Source organism: Streptomyces sp. cg40 (genome assembly GCF_050320165.1).
Lineage (GTDB): Bacteria > Actinomycetota > Actinomycetes > Streptomycetales > Streptomycetaceae > Streptomyces > Streptomyces hokutonensis.
On record NZ_CP190128.1, the window covers coordinates 5,864,281 to 5,884,251 of the forward strand.

18 protein-coding genes and 5 pseudogenes are annotated in these 19,971 nt (G+C 71.2%); 13 read left to right on the forward strand and 10 right to left on the reverse strand.

Going from position 1 to position 19,971, the window contains the following annotated elements; translation table 11 throughout:
- Nucleotides 1–65: 65 nt before the first annotated feature.
- Both ACQHII_RS26200 and ACQHII_RS26205 read right to left on the reverse strand, forming a co-directional pair.
- Nucleotides 66–143: pseudogene (locus ACQHII_RS26200) on the reverse strand (nitrilase); the annotation flags it as partial.
- Between the two features lie 200 nt (nucleotides 144–343).
- Nucleotides 344–679 (reverse strand): annotated as a pseudogene (locus tag ACQHII_RS26205) (pyridoxamine 5'-phosphate oxidase family protein); the annotation flags it as partial.
- Nucleotides 680–800: 121 nt separating this feature from the next.
- On the opposite strand from ACQHII_RS26205, the gene clpB reads away from it, so the two are divergent.
- A complete protein-coding gene (clpB, locus tag ACQHII_RS26210; RefSeq protein WP_427921612.1) occupies nucleotides 801–3,398 on the forward strand; it encodes an ATP-dependent chaperone ClpB in 2,598 nt (865 codons plus the stop codon).
- A gap of 13 nt (nucleotides 3,399–3,411) precedes the next feature.
- On the opposite strand, the gene ACQHII_RS26215 is transcribed toward clpB, so the two are convergent.
- Nucleotides 3,412–3,900, reverse strand: coding sequence for a hypothetical protein (locus tag ACQHII_RS26215; RefSeq protein WP_427921613.1), 489 nt, complete (start codon nucleotides 3,898–3,900; stop codon nucleotides 3,412–3,414).
- A gap of 108 nt (nucleotides 3,901–4,008) precedes the next feature.
- Between ACQHII_RS26215 and ACQHII_RS26220 the strand changes: the two genes are divergently transcribed.
- Nucleotides 4,009–4,539 carry a YbjN domain-containing protein gene (locus ACQHII_RS26220; protein WP_019070391.1) on the forward strand — a complete coding sequence of 177 codons (531 nt, stop codon included), beginning with the start codon at nucleotides 4,009–4,011 and terminating at the stop codon, nucleotides 4,537–4,539.
- A 133-nt stretch (nucleotides 4,540–4,672) separates the two neighbouring features.
- Here the strand turns inward: ACQHII_RS26220 and ACQHII_RS26225 are convergent, their stop codons facing one another.
- Nucleotides 4,673–5,194 carry an NADPH-dependent FMN reductase gene (locus tag ACQHII_RS26225; protein ID WP_427921614.1) on the reverse strand — a complete coding sequence of 174 codons (522 nt, stop codon included), beginning with the start codon at nucleotides 5,192–5,194 and terminating at the stop codon, nucleotides 4,673–4,675.
- A 23-nt stretch (nucleotides 5,195–5,217) separates the two neighbouring features.
- Nucleotides 5,218–5,346, reverse strand: a complete 129-nt coding sequence (locus tag ACQHII_RS26230) for a hypothetical protein (RefSeq protein WP_427921615.1) — start codon at nucleotides 5,344–5,346, stop codon at nucleotides 5,218–5,220.
- Between ACQHII_RS26230 and ACQHII_RS26235 the strand changes: the two genes are divergently transcribed.
- Nucleotides 5,313–5,594, forward strand: a complete 282-nt coding sequence (locus ACQHII_RS26235) for a zinc-binding dehydrogenase (RefSeq protein ID WP_427921616.1) — start codon at nucleotides 5,313–5,315, stop codon at nucleotides 5,592–5,594. The genes ACQHII_RS26230 and ACQHII_RS26235 overlap by 34 nt on opposite strands.
- A 44-nt stretch (nucleotides 5,595–5,638) precedes the next feature.
- On the forward strand, nucleotides 5,639–6,100 hold the full coding sequence (locus tag ACQHII_RS26240) for an N-acetyltransferase family protein (protein ID WP_427921617.1): 462 nt from the start codon (nucleotides 5,639–5,641) through the stop codon (nucleotides 6,098–6,100).
- Here the strand turns inward: ACQHII_RS26240 and ACQHII_RS26245 are convergent.
- The 5 genes and pseudogenes from ACQHII_RS26245 to ACQHII_RS26265 all read right to left on the reverse strand — a co-directional run.
- A pseudogene (locus ACQHII_RS26245) lies at nucleotides 6,081–6,518 on the reverse strand (aminotransferase class I/II-fold pyridoxal phosphate-dependent enzyme); the annotation flags it as partial. The gene ACQHII_RS26240 and the pseudogene ACQHII_RS26245 overlap by 20 nt on opposite strands.
- A 110-nt stretch (nucleotides 6,519–6,628) precedes the next feature.
- Nucleotides 6,629–9,289 carry a PKD domain-containing protein gene (locus tag ACQHII_RS26250; protein WP_427921618.1) on the reverse strand — a complete coding sequence of 887 codons (2,661 nt, stop codon included), beginning with the start codon at nucleotides 9,287–9,289 and terminating at the stop codon, nucleotides 6,629–6,631.
- Nucleotides 9,290–9,673: 384 nt separating this feature from the next.
- Nucleotides 9,674–9,826, reverse strand: a pseudogene (locus ACQHII_RS26255) (Txe/YoeB family addiction module toxin); the annotation flags it as partial.
- 17 nt (nucleotides 9,827–9,843) lie between these two features.
- Nucleotides 9,844–9,984: pseudogene (locus tag ACQHII_RS26260) on the reverse strand (type II toxin-antitoxin system Phd/YefM family antitoxin); the annotation flags it as partial.
- A gap of 96 nt (nucleotides 9,985–10,080) precedes the next feature.
- Nucleotides 10,081–11,274, reverse strand: coding sequence for a pyridoxal phosphate-dependent aminotransferase (locus tag ACQHII_RS26265; protein WP_427921619.1), 1,194 nt, complete (start codon nucleotides 11,272–11,274; stop codon nucleotides 10,081–10,083).
- Between the two features lie 129 nt (nucleotides 11,275–11,403).
- Between ACQHII_RS26265 and ACQHII_RS26270 the strand changes: the two genes are divergently transcribed.
- The 9 genes from ACQHII_RS26270 (at nucleotide 11,404) to ACQHII_RS26310 (ending at nucleotide 19,823) form a co-directional block, all read left to right on the forward strand.
- Nucleotides 11,404–11,688: a hypothetical protein gene (locus ACQHII_RS26270; RefSeq protein ID WP_427921620.1), complete on the forward strand. Its 285-nt coding sequence runs from the start codon at nucleotides 11,404–11,406 to the stop codon at nucleotides 11,686–11,688.
- Nucleotides 11,689–12,088: 400 nt separating this feature from the next.
- Complete coding sequence (locus tag ACQHII_RS26275) at nucleotides 12,089–12,625, forward strand: DUF2617 family protein (RefSeq protein ID WP_427921621.1); 537 nt, start codon at nucleotides 12,089–12,091, stop codon at nucleotides 12,623–12,625.
- Nucleotides 12,626–12,778: 153 nt separating this feature from the next.
- Complete coding sequence (locus tag ACQHII_RS26280) at nucleotides 12,779–14,374, forward strand: polyamine aminopropyltransferase (RefSeq protein WP_427921622.1); 1,596 nt, start codon at nucleotides 12,779–12,781, stop codon at nucleotides 14,372–14,374.
- Nucleotides 14,375–14,483: 109 nt separating this feature from the next.
- On the forward strand, nucleotides 14,484–15,263 hold the full coding sequence (locus ACQHII_RS26285) for an SRPBCC family protein (RefSeq protein WP_427921623.1): 780 nt from the start codon (nucleotides 14,484–14,486) through the stop codon (nucleotides 15,261–15,263).
- Between the two features lie 21 nt (nucleotides 15,264–15,284).
- Complete coding sequence (locus ACQHII_RS26290) at nucleotides 15,285–16,073, forward strand: aldose 1-epimerase (protein ID WP_427921624.1); 789 nt, start codon at nucleotides 15,285–15,287, stop codon at nucleotides 16,071–16,073.
- A 31-nt stretch (nucleotides 16,074–16,104) separates the two neighbouring features.
- Nucleotides 16,105–16,653, forward strand: coding sequence for an orotate phosphoribosyltransferase (gene pyrE, locus ACQHII_RS26295; RefSeq protein WP_427921625.1), 549 nt, complete (start codon nucleotides 16,105–16,107; stop codon nucleotides 16,651–16,653).
- A 149-nt stretch (nucleotides 16,654–16,802) separates the two neighbouring features.
- Nucleotides 16,803–17,825 carry a class II fructose-bisphosphate aldolase gene (gene fbaA, locus ACQHII_RS26300; protein WP_427921626.1) on the forward strand — a complete coding sequence of 341 codons (1,023 nt, stop codon included), beginning with the start codon at nucleotides 16,803–16,805 and terminating at the stop codon, nucleotides 17,823–17,825.
- A gap of 59 nt (nucleotides 17,826–17,884) precedes the next feature.
- Entirely contained in the window at nucleotides 17,885–19,363 is a 1,479-nt protein-coding gene (locus tag ACQHII_RS26305) for an MFS transporter (protein ID WP_427921627.1), read from the forward strand.
- Nucleotides 19,364–19,409: 46 nt separating this feature from the next.
- Entirely contained in the window at nucleotides 19,410–19,823 is a 414-nt protein-coding gene (locus ACQHII_RS26310; protein ID WP_019070379.1) for a DUF3151 domain-containing protein, read from the forward strand.
- Nucleotides 19,824–19,971: the final 148 nt, after the last annotated feature.

Here is a 19,971-nt window from a genome sequence, read left to right on the forward strand (position 1 = left end):
CGCCGCTGCAGTTTGGGCGAAATGTCAGGGTATGGGCCAGGCCGCAGTGGCCTGAAGTGATCGCTTCAGCCCCGCCCCAGCGCCCGCGTCAGCTCGATCTCGATCACCACCCGTGACGGGTTCGGCGACGGCGTCCGCCCGTAGGCCCTGTCGTCACATTCCCGCCTGCCGAGCGGCGCCATGCACGCACTCTCGCCGCACCGGGCGCAGACCCACGTACAACCAGTACGCGGGTCTGCGCCCGGCACTCCCCCAGCCTTCGGCCGGGGGGACCCCCAGAGCACGCACCTGACGCCGCCCGGCCGCCCTTCGGGCGACGACGGGAATGTGACGACAGGGCCCAGCGCCCGGCGTACCGGCGCTCCGCCTCCGCGACCCGGTCCGGCTCCGCGCGGACGAAGGCCCGGCCCTCCAGCGTCGCCCAGCGCCGCCCGTCCACCTGGCACACCGCGACCCGGGCCCCGGGCGGGCCGGCGGCCAGTACGTTCGCCACCTTCCGGCTCGACTTGTTGGCGATGACCCGAGCCAGCCGCGCCTGCGGGTCGTATGTCACTCCGACCGGGACCACGTGCGGGCTGCCGTCGGGGCGCGGGGTCGTGAGGGTGCACAGATGCCGTTCCTGCCAGAAGGTGAGGTACGACGGGTCGGGATCGCCCGGGTTCACCGGATATGAGGCCATGGTCCCGGAACTTAGTCCCCCGATCCGCCCCGCCACTGCCTTGAGTGGAATAGACTCAACTTTGTGCACGTTGACCGAGTCAGTCCGTGCACGAAGGCCGTAGGAGGAGGAGTACCGGAACGTGGACGCCGAGCTGACCAACAGGAGCCGGGAAGCGATCAACGCGGCCAGCAGCCGCGCCGTCACCGGGGGGCACGCCGACCTGACCCCGGCGCACCTGCTTCTCTCGCTGCTCGCGGGGGAGGACAACGAGAACATCACCGACCTGCTGGCCGCCGTCGACGCCGACCAGGCCGCCGTACGGTCCGGGGCCGAGCGCGTGCTCGCCTCGCTGCCCAGCGTGACCGGGTCGACGGTCGCGCCCCCGCAGCCCAGCCGTGAACTGCTCGCGGTGCTCGCGGACGCCGACGAGCGCGCGAAGGAGCTCGGCGACGAGTACCTCTCGACCGAGCACCTGCTGATCGGCATCGCCGCGAAGGGCGGCGCGGCCGGGGACGTACTCTCCCAGCAGGGGGCCAGTGCGAAGAAGCTGCTGGACGCGTTCCAGAAGAGCAGGGGAGGGCGCCGGGTGACCACACCCGACCCCGAGGGGCAGTACAAGGCGCTGGAGAAGTTCGGTACGGACTTCACGGCCGCCGCCCGCGACGGCAAGCTCGACCCTGTCATCGGGCGGGACCAGGAGATCCGGCGGGTCGTCCAGGTGCTGTCCCGCCGCACCAAGAACAACCCCGTCCTCATCGGCGAGCCCGGCGTCGGCAAGACCGCCGTCGTCGAGGGGCTCGCTCAGCGGATCGTCAAGGGGGACGTGCCGGAGTCCCTCAAGAACAAGCGGCTGGTCTCGCTCGACCTCGGCGCGATGGTCGCGGGCGCGAAGTACCGCGGCGAGTTCGAGGAGCGGCTCAAGACCGTCCTGGCCGAGATCAAGGACTCCGACGGCCAGATCATCACCTTCATCGACGAGCTGCACACCGTCGTGGGCGCGGGCGCCGGCGGCGACTCCGCCATGGACGCCGGCAACATGCTGAAGCCGATGCTCGCCCGCGGCGAACTCCGCATGGTCGGCGCGACCACCCTCGACGAGTACCGCGAGCGCATCGAGAAGGACCCGGCGCTGGAGCGCCGCTTCCAGCAGGTGCTGGTCGCGGAGCCGTCCGTCGAGGACACCATCGCGATCCTGCGCGGACTCAAGGGCCGTTACGAGGCCCACCACAAGGTCGTCATCGCGGACAGCGCGCTGGTCGCCGCCGCGACCCTCTCCGACCGGTACATCACCTCCCGCTTCCTCCCCGACAAGGCGATCGACCTCGTCGACGAGGCCGCCTCCCGGTTGCGGATGGAAATCGACTCCTCCCCGGTCGAGATCGACGAACTCCAGCGCTCCGTCGACCGGTTGAAGATGGAGGAGCTGGCCCTCGACAAGGAGAAGGACGCCGCCTCCATCGAGCGGCTGGAGAAGCTGCGCCGCGACCTCGCCGACCGCGAGGAGGAGCTGCGCGGCCTCAACGCCCGCTGGGAGAAGGAGAAGCAGTCCCTCAACCGCGTCGGCGAGCTGAAGGAGAAGCTCGACGAACTCCGCGGCCAGGCCGAACGCGCCCAGCGCGACGGCGACTTCGACACCGCCTCCAAGCTGCTCTACGGCGAGATCCCCACCCTGGAGCGGGACTTGGAGGAGGCATCCCAGGCGGAGGAGGAGGCCTCCAAGGACACGATGGTCAAGGAAGAGGTCGGCCCCGACGACATCGCCGATGTCGTGGGTTCCTGGACCGGCATCCCCGCAGGCCGCCTCCTGGAGGGCGAGACGCAGAAACTCCTGCGCATGGAGGAGGAGTTGGGCCGTCGGCTCATCGGCCAGCAGGAGGCCGTACAGGCGGTCTCCGACGCCGTACGGCGCACCCGCGCGGGCATCGCGGACCCCGACCGCCCCACCGGCTCGTTCCTGTTCCTCGGCCCGACGGGCGTAGGCAAGACCGAACTCGCCAAGGCCCTCGCCGACTTCCTCTTCGACGACGAACGCGCCATGGTCCGCATCGACATGTCGGAGTACGGCGAGAAGCACAGCGTGGCCCGGCTGGTCGGCGCGCCTCCCGGCTACGTCGGCTACGAGGAGGGCGGCCAGCTCACGGAGGCGGTGCGCAGGCGCCCGTACTCGGTGATCCTGCTGGACGAGGTCGAGAAGGCGCACCCGGAGGTCTTCGACGTCCTGCTCCAGGTGCTGGACGACGGGCGGTTGACGGACGGTCAGGGCCGCACGGTCGACTTCCGCAACACGATCCTGATCCTCACCTCGAACCTGGGCAGCAACTTCCTGATCGACCCGAGCACCGGCGAGGACGAGAAGAAGGAACAGGTCCTCCAGATCGTCCGGGCCTCCTTCAAGCCGGAGTTCCTCAACCGGCTCGACGACCTGGTGGTGTTCTCCGCCCTGAACCGGGAGGAGCTGGGCCGGATCGCCGGGCTCCAGATCGACCGCCTGGCCAAGCGCCTCGCGGAACGCCGCCTCACCCTGGAGATCACCGACGAGGCCCTGGCCTGGCTCGCGGACAACGGCAACGACCCGGCCTACGGCGCGCGACCGCTGCGGCGGCTGGTGCAGACCGCGATCGGCGACCGCCTCGCCAAGGAGATCCTGGCGGGCGAGGTCAAGGACGGCGACACGGTCCGGGTGGACGCGTTCGGGGAGGGGTTGATCGTGGGGCCGGCGACCGGCAAGACGCTGTGACGCCCGGCGCTCCTCAGTAGGAACGCGCGTCGAAGCCGACGAGGGCGGTGTCCCCAGCGGACCCGCCCTCGCTCTCGTCCTCGTCCTCGTAGCGCACGCTCACCGTCACGGCGTAGGCGCCGGGCGAGTGTGCGTGCGCCTGTGTTTCGCGGATGACGTGGACGCACATGTCGTCGTCCCCGTCGCAGGGGACGTCCGCGGCGTCCGGGAAAGACTCGGCCGGCCATCCGGCCACCGCCGCGCGCGGCACGCGGAAACTGCCGTCGTACGCCTGGCCTCCCCAGGTGTACGAGGTGCAGTCCTCGTCGCGGGTGCCTTCGGGCAGCGCGGCCCCGGAGAAGTCCATGGCCTCGGCGCAGCCAGCCCTGGTGACGGTGCCGGGAGGGTCGTCACCGGAGGCCGCGTAGAGCATCGTGCGCCCGAACCACCAGGCCGCCCAGACCACGAAAACCAGGCACGCCCACCACATCCCCCGGAGCAGCCACCGCGTCGTAGTCCGCATGTGCATGGCCGTATCCGGTCAGCCCGTGGCGGACAGACCCGGCAGGGGTTGCCACGCCCCTCCCCGGATGGGGGAGGATGGCGGAATCCGTACGAAGGGAAATACACGGTGAGCATCGACCCGTCCTCGATTCCGAACTTCGGGGGCCAGCCCGAGCCGCAGCAAGGACCGGCGGGCCCCGTCGTCCCGGATCAGGACCTCGTGAAGCAGCTCCTCGACCAGATGGAGCTGAAGTACGTCGTCGACGACGAGGGAGACCTCGCGGCGCCGTGGGAGCAGTTCCGTACGTACTTCATGTTCCGCGGTGAGGACGACCAGCTCGTCTTCTCGGTCCGGACGTTCTACGACCGTCCCCACGAGATCGACTCCAAGCCGCAGCTGCTGGAGTCCATCGACGACTGGAACCGCCGCACCCTGTGGCCCAAGGTCTACAGCCACACTCACGACGACGGCACCGTCCGTCTGATCGGTGAGGCGCAGATGCTGATCGGCACCGGCGTCGACCTGAACCACTTCGTCTCCTCGACGGTCAGCTGGGTGCGCGCCGCCATCGAGTTCGACCGCTGGCTCGTCGAGCAGCTCGGTCTGACCGAGGAGGTCGACGAGGCCACGGAGAAGCCGGAGGACGACGAGGAGTAGTCCTCGGTCCCCCGCGGTGCCTGTAGTACCCGTAGTACCCCCGTGGTAGCTGTGTGAACGAGAGCCCGGCCCGGTAGGCGACGACCATCACCGTCGCGTGCGGGGACCGGGCTCTCGTCGTCCCCGCAGGTGGTCAGGCCGTGTGCAGGGCGGCGAGGGCCCGGGCCACCGCGGTGGTGACCTGGTCGCCATTGGTGGCGCGCGGGCTCAGTACGGGGGTCGGGGCCGGGGTCGTGCGGGCGCCGGTGGCGCGGAGGATCGTGTCCAGGTGGTCCTCGGCGCCGTGGGAGTGGTAGCCGACGACCAGGCCGGTGGCGGGCTTTCCGGCGAGGGGCGAGTCGTCGCGGGGGCGGGAGAGCCAGTCCAGGGCGTTCTTCAGGGCGGCCGAGATGCTGGCGTTGTTGACCGGGCTCAGCACCAGCAGGCTGCCGGCCGAGCTGACCTGGGCCCGCAGGGCGGCCACGACGGGCGGCGCCGGGTCGGTGTCCAAGTCCTCGTTGAACAGGGGCAGTTGATCCAGGCCGGTGGCCAGGACCACCTCGTGCCCGGGGCGGTCCTGGGCTACGGCCGCGTGGGCGATCCGCGTGGTGACGGCACCGGAGCGGAGGCTGCCGGAGAGGACCAGCGTGCGGTGACGGGGAAGAGGCTGGGGCATGGGAGGGGACTCCGGTAGGGGGCTCAGTTGGCAGTCGGGGCGGTGGCGATCGCGTCCAGCGTGCGCAGGGTCTGCGCGGACAGGCCGATCGCGGCGGCGGCGATGTTCTCGGCGAGGTGTGCGCGGGTGGAGGTGCCGGGGATCAGCAGCATCGTGGGGGCCGGCCGCGGAGCGCGGCATCAGGGTCGGCCTGGTGCAGGCGCGCGCGGACGGTGCCGAACTCGCCGCACTGGCGGGCCTGGTGGAAAGCGGCCGGCTGGATCTGCGGGTCGCCAGGACGTTCCCGTTCGAACGGGTCGCGGAGGCGCACACCATGCTGGCGAAGGGCGGGTTCCGTGGGGGCGTCGTGCTCGTCGCCGACTTCGCGTCGCCGCCCGCGTCGCCCCAGGAAGGCCGGTAATCAACGGAGTTGACGTCCACGAGGTCCTCGGGTTCGCTGCGGGGATGCCCGGCCTTCGGATTCAACAGCCGGACGGTGACGCCACGTTGAGAGACTGGCAGCACGTCCACAACACGATCATTCCCACCCATGTCCTCTCCCTGGACGACGTACGGGAACGCGCCCGGCGCCACCACCTGGAGATCGCCTACCTCGCCGACGGAGACGGTGAACTCGTGGGCTGCACCACGGTCCGCCCGCCGACGGACGAGACGCGGACGGCCACCGTCATCGCCCGCGTCCTCGCCCCGCACCGGGGGCGTGGATTCGGCCGGGAGCTCTACGCCCGCGGGCTCGACCGCGCCCGCGAGCTGGGCGCAGAAGTGATCGAGACCGTCGTCCTGTCCTCCAACGAGGACGGACTCAGGTTCGCGCTGCGGCACGGCTTCGTCGAGACCGAGCGGTACCTACTGCCCGGGGAGACCATTCCCTGGATCGACCTCCGGCTCAGCCCGCCAGTGACTTGAGCCGCCCCACCGCCTCTTCCAGCACGCTGGTCCTCTTGCAGAACGCGAACCGCACGAACGGCGCCCCCGCCTCCCGGTGGTCGTAGAAGACCGCGTTGGGGATGGCGACGACCCCGGCGCGTTCTGGCAGGGCGCGGCAGAAGGCGAAGCCGTCGGTCTCGCCGAGCGGGCGGATGTCGGTGGCGACGAAGTACGTGCCGGCCGGGCGGAAGACCTCGAAGCCGGCCTCCGTCGGGCCCGTCGCCAGGACGTCCCGCTTGGCGAGCATGTCCGCGCGGAAGGCGTCGAAGCAGGAGTCGGGGAGGGCGAGCGCCTCCGCCACCGCGTACTGGAACGGGCCCGAGGCCACATACGTCAGGAACTGCTTCGCCGAGCGGACGGCCGTCACCAGGTCCGGGGTTCCCGTCACCCATGCGACGCCGCGTTCGTGCACTCATTCGCATGTCACGCAACAGGCACATCGCAGGCTCGTCCAGCGCCATGGGGCGGGCCACCGCCCTCGGGGTGAGGGCGGCGGTCCGGAGGGGGTCAGCCGAAGTAGCCCTCCAGGTCGGCGATGACGCTGACCGAGCCGTTGGCGTTGTGGATGTGGATGTAGCCGTTGGAATCGAGCGGGACCACGGCGAGGACGGGACGGGTCTCGCCGGTGGTCAGGTTGAGGTCGGAGACGTTCGGCAGACTGCCGTCACCGTAGGCGGTGAGGTGGGTGCCGGCGGTCGGCCCGGTGCCGGTGAGGTTGACCAGCACCGCGCCGGCACCGACGGGCACCCCGCCGACGCCGGCGACCTTCACCGCGAGGGTGCTGTTCGCGGTGAGGCGCTTGGCGGGGGCGCCCGTGCCGTACCGGGTGTCCAGGAATCGAGTGGGGGTGGTCGGGACGAACGGGGTGCCCGAGAGGGAGGTGCTGTCGCCCGCCGCCGAGTCGCCGGCGAACTCGTTGGTGTAGAGCCCCTGGAGGTCGGCGATCAGGTTCACGTAGCCGGCGCTGTTGTAGATCTTGATCTTGCCGCCGGTGCAGACGGTCGGCACGACCAGGTTGGAGACGGTCTGCCCGGTACGGTAGTTGAGGTTCGACGTGCTCGGCGGGCGGCTGGATCCGCAGAAGACGGTGACCACGCCGCTGGTGGTGCCGCCGGTCACGGTGACATCGAGGACGGCACCGATCGTGGCGATTCCGTGTGCGTACTTCGGAAAGGTGACGGTCGTGATGCTGCCGGGCCCGGCCTTGCCCTTGGCGGCGCCCGTACCGTTCCGGGTGTCCAGCACCCGGGTGGGGGTGATCGGGGCCAGGCTGCTCAGGCGCTCGTCGGTCGTACTGGGCGAGGTCGTGGAGTAGCCCTCCACGTCGGCGATGAGGTTCACATAGCCGTGCGCGTTGTAGAGGTCGACGTAGCCGTCCTTGCCCACCCGGACCGTGACCAGGTTGGGGTTGACCTGCCCGGCAAGGAAGTTGAGATCGGACGCAGTCGGGCGGCTGGTGCCGTCCGGGTAGACCGTGACCACACTGCCGGCGGTGGCATCGGCATCGGTGACGTTCATGGTCACCGCGGTGACGCCGGTGGTCGGGATGCTGTCCACGCCGAGGATCTTGAGGCGGACCACCCCACCGGGGCCGACCTTCCGCTTGGCGGCGCCCGTGCCGTTGCGGGTGTCCAGCACCCGCCATGGGCCCGCGGCGACGTAGGCCGTGCCGACCGTGGTCCTGGCCGTCGCGGTCGCGGTGCGTCCGTCGGAGTCGGTGACCTTCTGGGTGACCGTGTACGTGCCGGCGGCGGCATAGGTGTGATGGACGGTTCCGGATGTGCCGCTGACAGAAACGGCCGAGGTGCCGTCCCCGAAGGTGATCCGGTCGCTGGCGACCGGGTAGGAGGAGAAGTAGCTGGTGTCGAAGGAGCAGGATGCGGTGTCGGGCGCGGAGGGGCTGGTCCCGCAGCCGATGCCTCCGGTCAGTGCCGGCACCGGGAGGACCGGGAACGAGGCGTCCGCGGCGCCGAGTTTCGTACCGTCGGCCCTGTCCACCACGACGAGGAGCGTGTCGTCGGTGCTGCCGGTCTCCTGCGTGTACGTGTGCGTGGCCGAGCCGGTGGTCGACGTGGCGGTGCTGCCGTCACCGAAGTCGAAGGTGTAGCCGAGGCTCTGGGAGTCCGACCAGGGGTTGCTCACCACGGCGGTGAACGTGACCGGTACACCGACGTAGATGTCCTTTGCCGGGATGACTCCGGTCACCGCCAGCGGGTCCTGGAACTCCGTCGCCCCTCGGTCGTAATCGCCCGCGCCGGTACCGGTGTCGGCGACCAGCGGGTCGTCGACCCGCCCCGCACCATTGAAGTCGGTGGAGGGTTCACCGGGAGCCTCGGCGTTCGCCGAGTCGATGAGCGGTGAGTGCTCCGACACCACCGAGGTGAGCGTCAGATCTGTCTGGTCCAGATCGTGGGCACCCTGCCCGGTGCCCGTACCGAACGCGTGGCTCGTGCCGTAGGCCGTGCCCGCCCAGTCGTAGTCGGTGCCGGTCGACAGCGGATTGACGGCGTTGTAGTCCGCGGTGACCTGGGCTGCGGAGGCGGCGTCCACCGTGATCTCGGCCGGGGTGCCGGTACCGGAGCACGTGGTCGGCCCTTGGGCGTACGCGACGGTGTTCTCGACAGACCCGGAGCTGCCGTCGGTCAGAGTGACCGCATCGCCGCAGGCTGTCGAGATGGTGTCGCCCGCGAGGGCGATGCCGGCGGTTCCCACGGCCGAGACACCGCCTCCGACCTCGTCCGAGAAGACGTCGTCGGCGAGCGTGATGTCCTGCGCCCCGGCCGCACTGGCGAAGCCCGACCCGGGCGAGAGCGGAACCGTGAGCCGGGTGAGCGAGATGTCGGAGGAGGTTCCGTCGACGGCGATCGCCGCGGTGGTCGCGGTGCCGAGGGTGGTCCGGACGGAGGCGCGGCTGTAGCTGATGTGCTGGGAGTTCGTCATGACGAGCGCGCCTGCATGCGACGCGTAGGCGCCGAGCCCGACGATGCTGACGTACCGGGCCCCGGAGAGGGTGATCGCGACGGTGCCGGCGCCCTCGACGATGCTGCTGGATCCGTTGCCGGCGGCCGTGATGAAGGTGATCGGCGCGTCGGAGTCGCCGGTCGAGGCGATGGTCACCGGGGCGTAGTGCGTGGTGTTGGCGGCGACGTGGACGACGTCCCCGGGCACCGCAGCGTCCGCAGCCGGCTGGATCTGACAGAAAGGCTCCGCCTGGGAACCAGGGCCGGTGTCGCTGCACGCGGCAGAGGCATCGTCGACGTACAGAGCGGTGCTCGTGTCCGCGTGGGCGGGGCCGTTGCCGAGGCTGCCGAGCAGGACTGCGAAGACAGCTGAAGCTATGAGTGGTCTTCTGTGTGGCACGGGCGCGCTCTCCCCCCGGCCGGAGGCATCGAATCCGGCGCCCACAGCCTGATACTTCAGTGACTCCTGATGGAGCCGAGAAGAGAGTAGAACCACGTCCGGGATCGTGGACAGCCGGGGACGGCTGTTCACCCGGGGAGGACCGGACCACCGCGTCCCCCCTGTGATCGGGTGAGGATCAAGAACGCGGCCTCAAGCGTTGCGACCTGCGTAGTGGTAGCGGCACTGTGCGATCAGGACGGCGTCCTCGGTGGCCTTGTAGATCAGCCGGTGCTCGTCGTTGATACGGCGCGACCAGTAGCCCTGGAATCCGTGCTTGAGCGGTTCCGGTTTGCCGATGCCCTCGTTTCAACTCGCGGCCCTCATTCGTAGGTGGCCAGCTCGCGCACGATGCTGCCGCCGTTCTCCAGCTCGTCGATGGACGCGAGCAGGCGCCGGGCGTTGGCCGGACTGCGCAGCAGGTACGCCGTCTCCTTCAGGGACTCGTAGTCCTCAAGGCCAAGTCGGCCCCGTGAACTCGTTGCAGCAGCGGCGGAGGGGCCGGTCCTGTCGCGAGAGTAGGACCTTCAGCAAGAACGACCGGCCCCATGGGGCGGCGGTCAGTGCGCGAACGCCTTGCGGAGCCGTTCCGCCGCGTCCGCCAGCACTCCTGTCTGCTTGCAGAACGCGAACCGTACGAACGGTCCGCCGGCCTCCCGGTGGTCGTAGAACACGGCGTTCGGGATGGCGACGACCCCGGCCCGCTCCGGGAGGGCGCGGCAGAAGGCGAAGCCGTCGCTCTCGCCGAGGGGGCGGATGTCGGTGGTGATGAAGTAGGTGCCGGCGGGCTGGAAGACCTTGAAGCCCGCGTCCGTCAGGCCCGCTGCCAGCAGGTCCCGCTTGGCCAGCATGTCCTCGCGGAAGGCGGTGAAGTAGCTGTCGGGGAGCGCCAGCGCCTCGGCGATCGCGTACTGGAAGGGCCCGGAGGCGACATATGTCAGGAACTGCTTGGCGGAACGGACGGCGGTCACGAGTTCTGCGGTTCCGGTAACCCAGCCCACCTTCCAGCCGGTGAAGGAGAAGGTCTTGCCGGCCGAGCCGATCGACACCGTGCGCCCCCGCATCCCCGGGAAGGACACCAGCGGGATGTGCTCGGCCGTGTCGAAGACCAGGTGCTCGTAGACCTCGTCCGTGATCACCAACAGGTCGCGTTCCACGGCGAGTTCGGCGATGGCGGTGAGTTCCTCGCGGGTGAGGACCGTGCCGGTCGGGTTGTGCGGGGTGTTGATCAGGAGGAGGCGGGTGCGGTCGGTGACGGCGGCGCGCAGTTCGTCGAGGTCGAGGCGGAACGACCCTTCGTGCGGGCGGAGCGTGACCGGTACGCGCGTGCCGCCCGCCATCGCGATGCAGGCGGCGTAGGAGTCGTAGTACGGCTCGAGGGCGATGACCTCGTCGCCCGGTTCCACCAGGGCCAGCAGCGCCGCGGCGATGGCCTCCGTCGCGCCCGCCGTGACCAGGACCTCGGCGCCGGGGTCGTAGGACAGGCCGTAGCGGCGTTCCTGGTGGGCGGCGATCGCGGTGCGCAGTTCGGGGACGCCGGGGCCCGGCGGGTACTGGTTGCCGCGTCCCTCGCGCAGCGCGCGGACCGCCGCCTCGCGGATCTCCTCGGGGCCGTCCGTGTCGGGGAAGCCCTGGCCGAGGTTGATCGACCCGGTCTTCAGGGCGAGGGCGGACATCTCGGCGAAGATCGTCGTCCCGAACTCGGCGAGCCGGCGGTTGAGGAGGGGGCGTGCGCTGGAGGTCATGCCCGTCATCCTGCGCCCAAGCTCTGGAGTTCCTCAACTCTGCTTTGGCTGGTGAGACGGCCGGGCATCCCTGCTTCACGCACCACACGAGGCGCCCACGGGGGGCCGCTTCGGGGGAATCGGAAGGAGGGTGACGCCATGTTCTTCTTCGTCATCCTGGCGGTGATCGCGGTCGTCTTCGTAGCGGCGGTCGTGCGCGCGGGGCGCAAGTCGGGCCGCAAGTCGGGGGCGTACGGGGGCGGCGGCGCCGCCGGTACGAGCAGCTGGTGGGCCGGGGACGGCGGGTCGTCGTCCTCGGGCGGCGGCCACTCCGGGGGGCACCACGGGGGCCACTCCTGCGGTGGCGGGCACTCCTCCTGCGGCGGCGGCTCGTCGTGCGGCGGCGGTTCGTCCTGCGGGGGAGGCTGCGGCGGGGGCAACTGAGCGGACGCGGCAGCGGGCGGGGCGGCGGACGCGGCAGCGGACGGGGTGACGGCTGACACGGGGCAGCCGAGCACCGCGGACGAGGCCGCGGCCGGGGTCACGGCGCCCGTCGGGAGACCACTCCCGGCGGGCGCTCCGGCGCGCGCCCGACACGCCTGGGCGTACGCCTTGGTTGAACAGTTGAGCTGTGGAGCCCCCTGAGGGATGGAAACCCCACGAAGTTGGGTAAAAACACTGTGGTGGCGCCACCGTTCATGATTCCCTCTAAATCACCAACGCGGCCCCTCGGAAGCCCGCAGACACCTTCTCCTGACTGGGCTGACCGGGCCGATCCCCCGGTGTCTACCGGGGTGCGCCGGACCCACACTCCCCTTTCTTTGCGTGCTAGCGGAGCCGATCCATGCTCACGACCCTTCAGACCTCCTACACCGACACGCGCGCGGCCGACCTCGCCTGGACCCTGGGGCGCGAGCCGCTGCCCGCGCTGGCCACACTCGACCTGGAACTCGCCGGTGCGCGGCTCCAGTTGAGACTGCTCGGCGCGTCCCACCAGGTACTCCTGGACGAGGAGCGGGGCAGCTGTTCGGAGACGGTGGCGTGCATCCCGGGTTCCAGCACACCGCTGCCGCTCGGGGTCGCCAAGCGGGTCGGCGACTGGGAGTACGAGTTCGCGGCCCGGGTCGAGGTGCTGTCCCCGGGGCAGTTCGCGGGCCGCGCCCAGGAGCTGCTGGCCCTGGTCGCCGACCATCCCAACGGCCTGGCGGGGGTCTTCCCCGGCAGCCCGCACGCCTTCACCGCGATGCTCGCGCAGCGGTACGAGGGCCAGGTGCACTGGCGCACCTGGCACGCCTATCCGCAGGACGGCCAGCTGGTCGCGACCCGGACGAGGGTGGGTGTGCGGGTGCCGGTGGCCCATCCGGTGCCGTCTCCCGTCTGAGGATCCGGTGCCGTGTCCCGTCTGAGGATCCGGTGCCGTGTCCTGTCCGAGGATCCGGGGCCGCGTGGATACGACACCGGTCCCGGCCGCCGTAAACACATTCCACACGTGTGGGTGACGAAGCGTGCCCGTCCCGTGACGTAACGTCGCAGCGTGATCGAACCGCACGCGCCGGCCCGGCCGGGTACCCAGCCGCCCTGGGCAGGCCCCGCGCGGCTGCCCGTACGGCCGGGCACGGGCCGGTTCCTGGTGCTCGCGGGGGTCTTCGTCTGCGCGGCCTGCGGACTCGTGTACGAACTCGAACTCGTCGCCCTCGCCTCGTACCTGATCGGCGACTCGGTCACCCAGGCGTCCGTCGTCCTCTCCGTCATGGTCTTCGCGATGGGCATCGGCTCCCTCGCGGCGAAGCGCCTGCGCTGGCACGCGGCGGCCGGTTTCGGCGCGGTCGAGGCGGCCCTCGCGCTGATCGGCGGGTGCAGCGCGATGGCGCTGTACGCGGTCTTCGCCTGGACCGGGAACTGGGGCGGCCTCTGGGCACAGGGCCCGCGCTGTCTCCTGGTCGCCTTCTCGCTCGCGATCGGCCTGCTGATCGGCGCCGAGGTCCCGCTCCTCATGGAGCTGATCCAGCGGATCCGCCGTCAGGACGCGGGCGGCGCGGTCGCCGACCTCTTCGCGGCGGACTACGTGGGCGCACTGGTCGGCGGCCTGGCGTTTCCGTTCCTCCTCCTGCCCTTCCTGGGCCAGTTGACCGGCACCCTGCTCACCGGCACGGTCAACGTGGTCGCCGGCGGCTGTCTCGTCCTCGGCCTGTTCCGCCGCGACCTCACCCGCCGGGGCCGCTGGCTCCTGGTCCTCACCAACCTCACCGTCCTCGGCCTGCTCGCCTCCGCCGCCGTACTCGTCGACGACTTCGAACGGGCCGCGCGGCACGCCGTCTACGGCAAGGACGTCCGCGTGGCCCTCCAGACGGACGTCCAGGAGGTCGTCCTCACCGGCGGAGACCACGGCCGCCCCCTCGACCTCTTCCTCGACGGCCGCCTCCGCGTCAGCGGACGCGACGAGCGCCGCTACCACCAGGCCCTCGTCGGCCCCGCGATGGACGGCCCCCACGCGCGCGTGCTCGTCCTCGGCGGCGGCGACGGCCTCGCGGCCCGCGACGTCCTGCGCCACCGGGGCGTGCGCCGCGTCGACATCGTCGAACTCGACCCGGAGGTCGTCCAGTTGGCCCGCCACGACTCCGCCCTGGCCGCGCTCAACGACCACGTCTACGGCGACCCGCGCGTCCACGTCACCACCGGCGACGCCTTCGACCTGCTGCGCCGGGTCCACCCCGGGACGTACGACGTGGTCGTCGCCGACCTCCCCGACCCCGGCATCACCGCCAGCACCAAGCTGTACTCCCAGGAGTTCTACGGCCTCGCCCGCCGCGCCCTCACCGAGCGGGGCCGGCTGGTCGTGCACGCGGGCCCGGTCGCCTCCCGGCGCCGCGTCTTCTGGACCGTGGTCTCCACCGTCCGCGCGGCCGGCCTCCACCCCGTCCCCTACCGCGTCGGCGGCCGGGCCTCGGGCTTCGCGGCGGGCCCCGACCGCACGGCCGGAACGTCCCGTTCCCCGCGCGACTGGGGGTTCGTGCTGGCGGCGCGGGGGGCCGTGCCGGCGGAACCGGGGCTGGAGAGCGACGTACGGGCGGCGGCGCGGACCCGGGTGGCGGGGCTGCCGGCATCGACGCTGGTGCATCCGCGCTATTGAGAGGTTGGGACACCCCACCCCGCTATTGACGCGACACCCGCACCAACACACCACCACTTCCGGGCAACGGCACGTGTACCCCCGCCCGACCTAGGTAGGCTCCGCAGGCATGGAGCTTGAGGTGCACGTTCCGGTTTCGCCCGAGCGGCTGCGAGCCGCGCTCGGTGACCCCGCCCGGGTCGCCCGCGCCGTCCCCGGCCTCCAGCAGGACGCCGGTACCGAACCCGTCGCCGGCCGCCTGAAGGTCCGCGTCGGCGGCCACTCCATCACCTACCGGGGGTCGGTCCGGGTCTCCGCCCGGGACGACGGCTCGTACGCCGTCGAGGGCGACGCGACCGAGGCCCGCGGCACCGGCGCGGTCAAACTCGCCCTCACCGTGCGCGTCCGCGCGTCCGACGGCGGCTCCACGATCACCTTCGACGGTACGGCGACGGCGGACGGCCGGGTCACCGAACTCGCGCCGGACGCGGTGAGCGCCGCGACGACCAGGCTGCTGGAGCGGTTCGCGGCGAACCTGGGCGAGGAGCCGGAGCAGGCCGACGACACCGACGACACCGACGAGGTGGATGACGTGGACGACGTAGAAGCGGACGACGTCGATCTGGGCGCCCCGGAAGCGGACATGGCCGGTGCCGTCGAGGAGCTCCACGTCACCGAGACCTTCGCCGAGACCCCCCAGCCGCCCGCCGAGGCCGCGCACGCGCGCCGCACGATGATCGGCCGCAGCGCGGAGGAGGTCGACCACGCGCCGCCGCGCGGGCGTTACGCGCCCGTCCCCGCGCCGCAGACCGTCTCCGCGAACGCCACGCTCCGCTGGGCGGCCCCCGCCGCCGCGCTGGTCCTGGCGTCGGCGATCGTGGTGAACAGGGTGCTGCGCAAACGGCGTTGAGCGGCCCAGTAGGGTCGTGCCGTGAGTAACGAAGAGATCACGCTGACCGCGGGCGACGCGGAAGTGACGGTGCAGCCGGGCAACGGCGGCCGTATCGGAGGACTTCGCGTCGGCGGCACCGAACTGCTGCGCCAGGGCGAGCGGTTCGGGTGCTTCCCGATGGTCCCCTGGTGCGGGCGGATCCGCGACGGCCGCTTCCTGGACGGCGGGACCGTCCACCAGATGCCCCTCAACTCCCCGCCGCACGCCATCCACGGCACCGTCCGCGACGGCGCCTGGCGCACCGCCCGCCGCACGGCCGACGAGACGGTCATCACGTACGACCTGGTCGAGCCGTGGCCCTTCCCGGGCCGCGTCACCCAGGCCGTCGCGCTGACCGCGGACTCCCTGACGCTCACCATGGCGATCGAGGCGTACGGCGACTCGTTCCCGGCGCAGATCGGCTGGCACCCGTGGTTCAACCGCAACCTCGGCGGCGAGGACGTGCTCGTCGACTTCAGCCCCGCCTGGCAGGAGGAGCGCGGCGACGACCACCTCCCCACCGGCAACCGCATCGACGTGAAGCCGAGCCCCTGGGACGACTGCTTCGGCATGCCGGACGGCGTCGACGTCACCCTGACCTGGCCCGGTCGGCTGGCGCTGAAGGTGACGAGCCCCGAGCAGTGGGTCGTCGTCTACGACGAGCAGGAGGCCGCGGTCTGCGTGGAACCGCAGACCGGCCCGCCGAACGGCCTCAACACCCTGCCCCGCCTGGTCACCCCGATCGAGCCGCTGGAAGCCACGATGACCTGGGCGTGGACGCGCTTCTAGGCCGGCGGGCATCGCCTCTAAGCTGACAGGCATGACGGACGTACGCGGCGCGCTGCTGCAGCAGATCAAGGACAAGGCCGTGGTGCACGGCAAGGTGACCCTGTCGTCGGGTCTGGAGGCCGACTACTACATCGACCTCCGTCGCGTGACCCTCGACGGGGCGGCCGCCCCGCTCGTCGGACAGGTGCTGCTGGACCTGACCGCCGAGCTCGACTTCGACGCGGTCGGCGGCCTGACCATGGGCGCCGACCCGGTCGCCACCGCGATGCTGCACGCCGCCGCCGCGCGCGGACAGCGACTGGACGCCTTCGTCGTGCGCAAGGCCGCGAAGGCGCACGGCATGCAGCGCCAGGTGGAGGGCCCGGAGATCGCGGGCCGCCGGGTCCTGGTCGTCGAGGACACCTCGACCACCGGCGGTTCGCCGCTCACCGCCGTCGAGGCCGTGCGCGCGGCCGGTGCCGAGGTCGTCGGCGTCGCGACCATCGTGGACCGGGCGACCGGCGCGGCGGAGAAGATCGAGGCGGGCGCGGGAGTGCCGTATCTCTTCGCGTACTCCAAGGACGACCTGGGGCTCGACTGAGTTATCCACAGGCTGAGACCGACGGGGCGACCATCCGGTCAAGTCTGGAAAGATGGGGCCGACGATGACGTCGCACCCAAGGTCTAGGTCAGGGCCGTAGCACGCAGATCGCGAAGATCGCCAACCCGCAGATACCAAGGAGCGGACAGATGCCCATCGCAACCCCCGAGGTCTACAACGAGATGCTCGACCGGGCGAAGGCAGGCAAGTTCGCCTACCCGGCCATCAATGTGACCTCGACCCAGACCCTGCACGCTGCGCTGCGCGGCTTCGCGGAGGCCGAGAGCGACGGCATCGTCCAGATCTCCACGGGTGGCGCCGAGTTCCTGGGCGGCCAGTACGCCAAGGAGATGGTCACGGGTTCCGTGGCGCTCGCCGAGTTCGCGCACATCGTCGCCGAGAAGTACCCGGTCACGGTCGCGCTGCACACCGACCACTGCCCCAAGGACAAGCTCGACGGCTACGTCCGTCCGCTGCTCGCCGTCTCCGAGGAGCGCGTGAAGGCGGGCGGCAACCCGCTGTTCCAGTCCCACATGTGGGACGGCTCGGCGGAGACCCTCGCCGACAACCTCGCCATCGCGCAGGAGCTGCTGGCCCGCGCCGCCGCCGCGAAGATCATCCTCGAGGTGGAGATCACCCCGACCGGCGGCGAGGAGGACGGCGTCTCGCACGAGATCAACGACTCCCTCTACACCACCGTCGACGACGCGATCCGTACGGTCGAGGCGCTCGGCCTCGGCGAGAAGGGCCGCTACCTGCTGGCCGCGTCCTTCGGCAACGTGCACGGCGTGTACAAGCCGGGCAACGTCGTCCTGCGCCCCGAGCTCCTCAAGGAGCTGAGCGACGGCGTGGCCGCGAAGTACGGCAAGGTGTCCCCGTTCGACTTCGTCTTCCACGGCGGCTCCGGCTCCACCGAGCAGGAGATCGCCACCGCGCTGGAGAACGGCGTGGTGAAGATGAACCTCGACACCGACACCCAGTACGCGTTCACGCGTCCCGTCGCGGACCACATGTTCCGCAACTACGACGGTGTCCTGAAGGTCGACGGCGAGGTCGGCTCCAAGAAGACCTACGACCCGCGGACCTGGGGCAAGCTGGCCGAGGCGTCGATGGCCGCACGCGTCACCGAGGCCTGCGCGAACCTGCGCTCGACGGGCACGAAGATCAAGTAACTCCCGCGGTCTGCCGCGACCCCGGTGCTACGGCACCGGGGTCGTTGTATACCTGGGGCATGTCCTCCGATGTGCGCCTCGCCTCGCCCCAGGGCAAGTGGATCCTGCTCACCACCGTCCTCGGCTCCAGCATGGCCATGGTGGACTCCACCGTCGTCAACGTCGCCCTGCCGCGCATCGGCCGCGACCTGAACGCCGACCTGGCCGCCCTCCAGTGGACGGTCAACGCGTACATGCTCACGCTGGCCGGACTGATCCTCCTCGGCGGCTCCCTCGGCGACCGCTACGGCCGCCGCAGGATCTTCGTTCTGGGCGTGGTCTGGTTCGCGGCGGCTTCCCTGCTCTGCGGCCTGGCCCCCAACGCCGGGGTCCTGATCGCCGCCCGCGCGCTCCAGGGCATCGGCGGCGCACTCCTCACCCCCGGCTCCCTCGCCCTCATCCAGGCCTCCTTCCACCCCGACGACCGGGCCAGGGCCGTCGGCCTGTGGTCCGGATTCGGCGGTATCGGCGCGGCCGTCGGACCGTTCCTGGGCGGCTGGCTGGTGGACGGCCCCGGCTGGCGCTGGGTGTTCCTGATCAACGTCCCGATGGCGCTGGTCTGCGCCCCCATCGCCGTACGCCACGTTCCCGAGTCGGCGGACGGCCGCGCGCACGGCCGCTTCGACGTACTGGGCGCGGCGCTGGGCGCGATCGCACTCGCCCTTGTCACGTACGCGCTGATCGAGGCGAGCGACGGCTCCCTGCCCGTCGTGATCGTCACGGCCGTCGCGGGCGTGGCCGCGGGGGTCGCCTTCGTCCACGTCGAGAAGCGCAGCCCCGATCCGATGATGCCGCCGGGCATCTTCGCGTCCCGCCAGTTCACGGCGGTCAACCTGGTCACGCTCTGCGTGTACGCGGCCTTCAGCGGTTTCTTCTTCCTCACCGCGCTCCAACTCCAGGTCGTGGCGGGCTACTCGGCGCTCGAAGCGGGCACGGCGTTGCTCCCCACGACCGCCCTGATGCTGCTCTTCTCGGCCCGCTCCGGCGAACTGGCCCAGCGCATCGGCCCCCGCATCCCGCTCACCGTCGGGCCGTTGCTGTGCGCGGCGGCGATGCTGCTGATGCTGCGGGTCGGCCCCGACGCCTCCTACCTCACCGACGTCGTGCCGGCGCTCCTCGTGATGGGCGCCGGCATGGTCATCCTGGTCGCCCCGCTGACGGCCACGGTCCTCGCCTCCGTCGACACCGCCCGCGCGGGCCTGGCCAGCGGCATCAACAACGCGGCGGCCCGCGCGGCCGGCCTCATCGCGATCGCCGCGCTGCCCCTGCTCGCCGGGATGGGCGCGGAGGCGTACCGCTCGGCGACCGCCTTCGACCACGCCTTCGACCGGGCGATGGGGTGGTGCTCGGGCGTACTGGTGGTGGGTTCGGTCCTGGCCTTCGCGACGGTCCGCCGCCCACCCCCGGACTGCCGCCGCCCGGAGTGCGTCACCCACGGCTCGATCACGGCTCCGCCGCTGGAGCCGCGGCTGGGGAAGGGGCGGCTCGACGCGGGGTAGCGGGTGGATGCCGGACAAGGGCCGCGGCTGGGGGAGACTGGAACCCATGACGATTCACGAGAACCTCCTCGGGGGACCGCCCCCGACCCACCTCCCCGAAGACCCCGGGCCGCGCGACCTCCTCGCGAGCGGCGCGGCGCCCGCCGAGGTCGCCGCGAAGTATCCGACCTCCTCGCTCGCGTGGGCCCTGCTGGCCGACGACGCGTTCGAGCGGGGCAGCGTCGTGGAGTCGTACGCCTATGCCCGTACGGGTTACCACCGAGGGCTGGACTCGCTGCGCCGCAACGGCTGGAAGGGCCACGGCCCGGTGCCCTGGGAGCACGAGCCGAACCGCGGTTTCCTGCGCGCCCTGCACGCCCTCGCGCGGGCCGCGCAGGCGATCGGGGAGCAGGAGGAGTACGCGCGGTGCAGCCAGTTCCTGAAGGATTCCTCGCCGACGGCGGCCCAGACGCTGGGCTAGTCCCGTAGTCCGGGTGCGGTGATGCAGGTCCGCCTGGTGTGACCAGGCGGACCTTGCGGTCCTGCGGGACGATTGTGCAGGATGCCCGGTGGGGACCGGGGCCCCCGTGTCGGAATTCGGCAGGGGCGGACCGCTACCCGGAGTACGC